The sequence below is a fragment of the Flavobacterium cellulosilyticum genome (genome assembly GCF_004349355.1).
Taxonomy (GTDB): Bacteria; Bacteroidota; Bacteroidia; order Flavobacteriales; family Flavobacteriaceae; genus Flavobacterium; species Flavobacterium cellulosilyticum.
Genome location: NZ_SMFK01000031.1, coordinates 1 through 7,298 on the forward strand (window position 1 = coordinate 1; position 7,298 = coordinate 7,298).

General features: G+C 32.4%; 6 protein-coding genes and 1 rRNA gene. 5 read left to right on the forward strand and 2 right to left on the reverse strand.

What is annotated here, in order from left to right:
• From E0F76_RS19500 to E0F76_RS19145, 5 genes are all read left to right on the forward strand, one after another.
• A partial coding sequence (locus E0F76_RS19500) for a hypothetical protein (RefSeq protein ID WP_220398953.1) occupies positions 1–195 on the forward strand: 195 nt, incomplete at its 5' end.
• Entirely contained in the window at positions 195–980 is a 786-nt protein-coding gene (locus E0F76_RS19130) for an IS3 family transposase (protein ID WP_246022115.1), read from the forward strand. The genes E0F76_RS19500 and E0F76_RS19130, both read left to right, overlap by 1 nt.
• Before the next feature lie 163 nt (positions 981–1,143).
• The gene (locus E0F76_RS19135; protein WP_132010134.1) at positions 1,144–2,472 is read left to right on the forward strand and encodes an ammonium transporter; all 1,329 of its coding nucleotides are present in this window, start codon (positions 1,144–1,146) and stop codon (positions 2,470–2,472) included.
• Positions 2,473–3,235: 763 nt separating this feature from the next.
• Positions 3,236–4,132: a polysaccharide lyase 6 family protein gene (locus tag E0F76_RS19140; protein ID WP_281275302.1), complete on the forward strand. Its 897-nt coding sequence runs from the start codon at positions 3,236–3,238 to the stop codon at positions 4,130–4,132.
• Between the two features lie 416 nt (positions 4,133–4,548).
• Positions 4,549–4,932: a T9SS type A sorting domain-containing protein gene (locus E0F76_RS19145; protein WP_165932753.1), complete on the forward strand. Its 384-nt coding sequence runs from the start codon at positions 4,549–4,551 to the stop codon at positions 4,930–4,932.
• A 70-nt stretch (positions 4,933–5,002) separates the two neighbouring features.
• On the opposite strand, the gene E0F76_RS19150 is transcribed toward E0F76_RS19145, so the two are convergent.
• Together E0F76_RS19150 and rrf are read right to left on the reverse strand one after the other, a co-directional pair.
• Positions 5,003–6,622 carry an amidase gene (locus E0F76_RS19150; protein ID WP_132010143.1) on the reverse strand — a complete coding sequence of 540 codons (1,620 nt, stop codon included), beginning with the start codon at positions 6,620–6,622 and terminating at the stop codon, positions 5,003–5,005.
• Between the two features lie 436 nt (positions 6,623–7,058).
• Positions 7,059–7,168: ribosomal RNA gene (rrf, locus tag E0F76_RS19160) — 5S ribosomal RNA — on the reverse strand.
• Positions 7,169–7,298 lie beyond the last annotated feature (130 nt).

Genomic DNA, 7,298 nt, shown 5'->3' on the forward strand with positions numbered 1-7,298 from the left:
GAGCTTGAAGCCAAAGTGAAACTTCTAGAGAAGCAGAAGTCCTTTTTGGAGAGACAAGCCTTTGTTGCAGATAAGAAAGCAATCATTTTTGATATGATGATTGATATCGCAGAAGAAGAATATAAAATTGACATACGAAAAAACTCTCCACCCGAACAATCGACCATTTTAAAGACAAAGAACAGCAAACAATAATGTTCGCCTGTAATTTGTTCGGGATAGACAGACAGGTTTATTATCGAAGAATTAAAAGAAAAATTAACAAGGAAGCTAAAGCAATTGAAGTCGTGTCAATGATTAATGAAGTACGCAAGACAATGCCTAGACTTGGTGGTAAGAAATCATATCACCTATTGATGGATGATCTTAAATCAATGAGAATTGGAAGAGATAAGTTATTTGATATACTCAGAGCTAATCACCTACTGATACAACCAAAACGTAGTTATCATGTAACTACTAATTCTCATCATCGATTTAGAAAACATGACAACTTAATTATAGGTCTAGAAATAAATAGGCCTAATCAAGTTTGGGTTTCTGACATAACATATATTGGTAAACGAGAAAAACCGTGTTATTTGAGCATTGTTACAGATGCATATTCTAAGAAAATTATGGGGTATTATGTTGCTGACAACATGAATACAGAAAGCAGTGTCAAGGCTCTTAATATGGCTATAAAGCAGAGGAGGAACAACGAAATACCATTGATTCATCATTCAGACAGAGGATTGCAATATTGTGCGAATGATTACCAAAATACTCTAAATAAAAACGGAATATTGCCAAGTATGACACAAAATTCTGATCCCTATGAGAATGCTGTAGCTGAAAGAATAAACGGAATATTAAAACAGGAATTCATGATTGATAAATACAATTTAGATTTAAACATCATCAGAAAAATTGTCAAAGAATCTTTGTCTAATAATCTGTATCGGTTATTTAGGACAAGACAAAATATATTTCAAAAATAGCCAACAATTATCAAATTAAAAAAATAAGTATTGAATTTTAACTTACTATAAGTTATAGGGGGTCTATATTGAAAATATCGCAAAAATTAAAACTAATCGTACTTTATTACAGGGGTGTATATTCATTTTTTATATTTTTGACGAAAATTAAAAATTAAAAATTATGCGAAAGATTATTTTAAGTGTGATTCTAATCACCATTTTAGTGTTATCCGTTTTTTCAATTTATTTATTTCCTGAAGTAACAACACTAGGAGCACATGTTATTCCTTTGAAGTTAGATACTGGAGATACTGCTTGGATGATTGTTGCTACAGCTCTTGTATTGATTATGACTCCAGGACTTGGATTCTTTTACGGAGGTATGGTAGGGAAAAAGAATGTTATTAGTACGATGCTTCAAAGTTTCATGGCAATGATAATTGTAACAGTCTTATGGGTTGTTATTGGATTTGGTTTGTGTTTTGGTCCTTCTATTGGTGGTTTCATCGGAAATCCAACATCAAATATATTTTTTCAAGGTGTGAGTGCCAATACTGCATGGGAATTGGCTCCAACTATTCCTTTTATACTTTTTGCCTTATTTCAAGCTAAATTCGCTATTATCACTCCTGCTTTAATTACTGGTGCAATTGCTGAGCGTGTTCGTTTCTGGGCATACTTATTATTTATGGTGTTATTTATACTATTCATTTATGCTCCACTTTGTCATATGACTTGGCATCCTGACGGATTATTCTTCGGATGGGGAGTTTTAGATTTTGCTGGAGGAACAGTAGTTCACATGAGTGCTGGTTGGGCTGCACTAGCTGGTGCAATGTTCTTAGGAAAAAGAAAAGGTCAGAAACCAAATCCTGCTCGTATTACTTATGTATTATTAGGAACAGGTTTATTATGGTTTGGTTGGTTTGGTTTTAATGCTGGATCAGCAGTTGGCGCAAGTAGTCTTGCTTCTCAAGCTTTAGGGACAACTACAGTAGCTGCCGCTGCCGCTGCAATGGGTTGGGTGTTTTTTGACAAAATTCTTGGACATAAAGTATCCGCAATGGGTGCTTGTATTGGAGCAGTTGTAGGTTTAGTCGCTATTACTCCTGCTGCAGGTTTTGTTTCAATTCCATCTTCTTTAGCAATTGGTCTAATTGCTAGTGTAATTAGTAATATGGTTGTAACTTTAGTTCATAAAGGCAATAAAATTGACGATGCATTAGATGTATTTGCTTGTCACGGTGTAGGCGGAATGGTAGGAATGCTATTAACAGGTGTATTTGCTTCAAATGCAGTAAATTCAGCTGTTGGTGATCATCAAGGTTTAATTTATGGTGATGCTACTTTATTTTTAACACAACTTAAAGCTATGGTACTCGTTTCGATATTTGCATTTGTAGCATCGTATGCTTTATTTTTTATAGTAAATAAAATTACTCCATTAAGAGTTAGCGAAGACAAAGAAGAATTAGGATTGGACATTTCTCAACACGGAGAATTTTTGTAACATTTCCATAAATAAATTAAGACACCCTAAAATTTAGTTTTTAGGGTGTTTTTTTTTTTATTATATTTTGTGGACCATTTCAAAGCTACTTACTTTAGGTAGTATAGTCAATTTCATTATAGCATTAATTCTATGATTTTTTTCTCGTTTTCATTGCGATATTTATAATTGAAACTATATTTTACTGATCTGTATTTTTTTCTACATTTAAAAAAATAGAATTTCTATTTAAATATTACCTGGGCATCAGACAAGTAGAAATCATTTTATTTTAAAACCTAATGAAAAAAAAGTATATTTCGATGAACAATTTCCAAGCCGCTATTTTAATACCTTTTTCAATATATTCATGTCGAGGAACCAACATTTTTACTTTTATTTGGAGAATGTTAACAATGAAGAAATGGCCGCATGTAAAATGTACAAATTTAATAAATTCAACTATGAAGTTTTTAAATTAAAAAATACCATTGAATTATTATTAAATTTGACATTTTCGATATAATTCGAGAAAATAATACCATAAATATTTCAACCTGAAATAGCTCAAAATAAATGAAAGGAATTATTATAATTTTTATTTCTAAGTCTCTAAATCCAATATAGGAAATCTATAGTCTTAGTTAATATTGTAAGACAAATCAATTATTTTTTAATTGGTTAACCAATTGTTATTACTATGTTTGTTGCTTATGGTATTTAACTAATAAACATTCAAATGAAAAGATTGCATTTATCATGAATACAACTATTTTTTATCCTTATTTCATTTACTTTTCAAGCTCACTTAGTAAATACAAATGCGGAATTGACTTCAGCTATAACAAATTCGACATCAGGTACAACCATTACTTTGGCTAAAGGAACTTGGACTAATGTTCAAATAAGTATACAAAAAACAGGAACGGCATCAAATCTTATAATTTTAAAAGCACAAACAGCTGGTTCTGTTTTTTTTCAAGGTAATTCGTATATTAAAATTGGAGGAGAATATGTTTACATTGAAGGTGTCGTTTTTCAAAACCCTTCTGGTTTAACAGTAAGTTCTTCAACAATTACTCCAGTAATTACATTTAAAGCTAGTACGGAATGTAAAAATTGTAAAGTAACCAATGTTAATATTGATTCTTATAACGGAACTTCGTCTCAATCTACTAGTACTTTTAAATGGATTCTATTATATGGAGAATACAATGAAATCAGTTATTGTTCATTTCTGGGTAAATACGGACTGGGAAGTATAATCAATGACAATAGAGATACATCAACACCACATTATTCAAAAATACATCACAATTATTTTGGTGGTAGAACTCCAGTAATTGAAGTAAATGTATTAAATGATCAAGATGCTATTGGAATTGGAAATAGTGCTACTTCACTACTTCCATCTTATACTGAAGTTTACGACAATTATTTCTATAATTTTAGCGGTGAAATAGAAGTGATTTCAAACAAAAGCCGTAATAATAAATACTATTATAATAGCTTTAGAGATTACCAAGGATGCTTAAAACTTAGACACGTAGATAATTGCGAAGTATTTAACAATTTCTTTATTGCCAACAACAAATTATTTTCAGGTGGTATCTGGATTATTGGCGAAAACCACAACGCCTACAACAATTATATCGAGGGCGTAAATTCTAAAAAAATATGATAATTCTTCTTCTAGCGGAACTGGTGGAATAAATTTGTCTATTGGAAGAGTAAATTCGGCTGCCAATGTATAGTTGCAAGTAAAAAACACAATTATTACAAACTATACCTTTGTCAATTGCGATTTTTGATTAAGAATTGGAACAAATATTCGTGGAGATTTAACCATAGCTCCCGAGAATCTTACTGTGGCTAATAATATTATTTCAAATACAACTGCAAAGGCTATCCAACAAAGTACTGCCCCAACAGGAACCTTGTCAAAATATCAAGCAAAATGGGCCGTGAGATATTACCACAGGTACCAATGGAAATACAAATCTAACATCAGGCTGAATTGCGACATCAAAAACAGATTTTTTTCGACTCACAACAGGAAGTGAAGACATTGATTCTGGAACTGGAAGTTATTCGTTTTTGACTGAAGATATTAAGGGAGCAATAAGACTTAAAGCCTTTGATGTTGGTGCAGAGGAATTCAATTCTGGAGGTCTAAGAGTTCCTTATACTTCTGCTGATGTGGGTGTGAAAGTTGGATTTTATGGTAATACTATTTTAGGCATTTCGCAAAAAAAGTTTGAAAACCCAAATCTTCTGTTGTGCCCAAATCCAGTTACTAGAGATTACTTAAACATAAATTACAATACAATTTTGGTTCAAGTAAAAATTGTAGGTATGCAGGGACGTATTTTAATAATAGAAACTTTTGATAATTCATCTGGAAAAATAAATGTGAGTAATTTATCAACAGGCATTTATGTATTAATAATACAAGGACTTAGCAAACAATTTATTAGATAAAATTAAAAATCACTTCTATTTTTAATTTACTAGATTCAATTAGTTCAGATCATGTAGAGAATTATACTATTTACAAAAACGATTTTTTAAATTTTGGTTTAATCCTATTTTTTGATCCTTGTTCGTAAGCGTATGCAATTCCAATAAGTTTTGGCTCACTGTAAGCTGTTCCAAAAAAGGATAAGCCAACTGGTAAGTCATACACTTTTCCACCTGGAACTGTAATATGTGGATAACCACTTGCAGCAGCTGGTGTCGTCAAAGAATATCCCCACCGATCCCCATAAATCATATCAATGCTACAAGCTGGCCCCATTGTAATTCCACATATTGCATCAAGTTGATTTTTAAGAAATAAAGTATCTAAAATTTCCTTACTTCCATTAAAACTTTTATTCAATGCAGCTATGTATTTTTTATCATTAAGATTATGCTTTAAATTAGAGCTTTCCAATGTTTCTTGTTTAAAATATGGCATCGCTTTATCCTCATTACTTTTATTATAATCAATAACGTCTTTCAAAGATTTTACTTTGGCATTTGCTCCAGCTAAATAGTGATTTAATCCGTCTTTAAATTCATACTGCAAAACCTCAAATTCTGCTTCTCCTAGTAAATCTATTTGCTCAATATAGTCTATTTCTATAATTGTAGCTCCATTTTTTTTAAGAATACCAATGGCATTTTCAAGAAGTTCATTAATGTATTGGTTATTTCCTTGCGATTTTCTTTCGATACCTATCCGCTTCCCTTGCAACGCATTTATGTCTAAAAATGGCGTGTAGTCCGTAAAACTTTTTCCTTTACTTTTATTTGTAATCGCATCTGTGGAATCAATACCCGAAAGTACACCTAATAAAATAGCTGCATCTTTTACAGTTCTTGCCATTGGTCCTGCAGTATCTTGCGTTTTTGATATCGGAATTATTCCTGATCGACTTACTAGTCCAACTGTGGGTTTAATACCCACAATCCCATTTACAGAAGCTGGGCAAACTATTGAACCATCTGTTTCAGTACCAACTGCAACAACACAAAGGTTTGCTGCAACAGCAACACCTGATCCTGCACTTGATCCACAGGGATTATGGTCTAAAATATAAGGGTTCTTGGTTTGATTTCCTCTACTACTCCATCCAGAACAAGATTGTGAAGAACGAAAATTAGCCCATTCACTCAAATTAGTTTTCCCTATAATTATAGCGCCTGCTTCTCGCAATTTTTTAACCACAAAAGCATCATTTAGAGCTATGTTCCCTTTCATTGCCAATGATCCAGCAGTAGTTTGCATTTTATCAGCTGTATCAATATTATCTTTAATTACCACAGGAATTCCATGTAATGGACCTCTCCATTTTCCGTCTCTTTTTTCATTATCCATTTCTTTAGCTATTGAAACAGCATCAGGATTAATTTCTATAATTGAATTTAGAATTGGACCACTTTTATCAATATTTTCAATTCGTTTTAAATATAATGCTACTAATTGTTCTGAATTATACTTACCGGAATCCAATTTTTCTCTTAAACTACTAATGGTTTCCTCGTCAAGTTCAAATGCTAGAGTTGCATCAATATCAACTGTTATCACACCAATCTTTTTTTTAGAAATGGTACAACTCTCAACTAAGAGAGCGCTAAGACCTACAGTTGCTATAGTAGTGCTGGTTAAAAAGGTTCTTCGCTTCATCGGTTTATATTTGTAAAAAAGATTGAAAATAGATTTAATTTTTCTTGGATAAATATATAACTATTATCCAAATATTTAAATTTAGTCTTAACTAATTAAAAACCAAATAATAACAATAAACCCTATTTTTAAGGAATCAGGGGTTTAAACGATCAAATCTAAATGTTTTTAACTTGATCCGCAGGGCGGGGTGGTTTTGGAACAATCCCAAATAAAAGCATTTAGATCTCAATTCAGAGGGGTTAGAAATATTGAGTTTTTCCTTTTTAGACTAACAAATATTTATGCTTAATTTTTGTCGCTCCACAACTTTTAGACTTGATCCTCGCTCCACAGGTTTTGGGATTGATCCATTGATCCTTGATCCGCCCTTAGGTGAACAGGGCATACCAATAAAAAAAAGAACCCCAACCTTTTCAGGTTGGGGTTCAATAAAGAAAGGCGACGACATACTCTCCCACATAACTGCAGTACCATCTGCGCAGGCGGGCTTAACTACTCTGTTCGGGATGGGAAGAGGTGAGCCCCGCCGCAATAACCACCTTAAGGCTATTTGTCGTAAAGTTTCAATGTCTAATGTCTTAATGTACCTAGGACACTTTCGACTTTTGACTTTTGACTTTCAGACTGTCCGCGCGGCGGACAAATATCTTAACATACTGAGATAAAGAAAAAA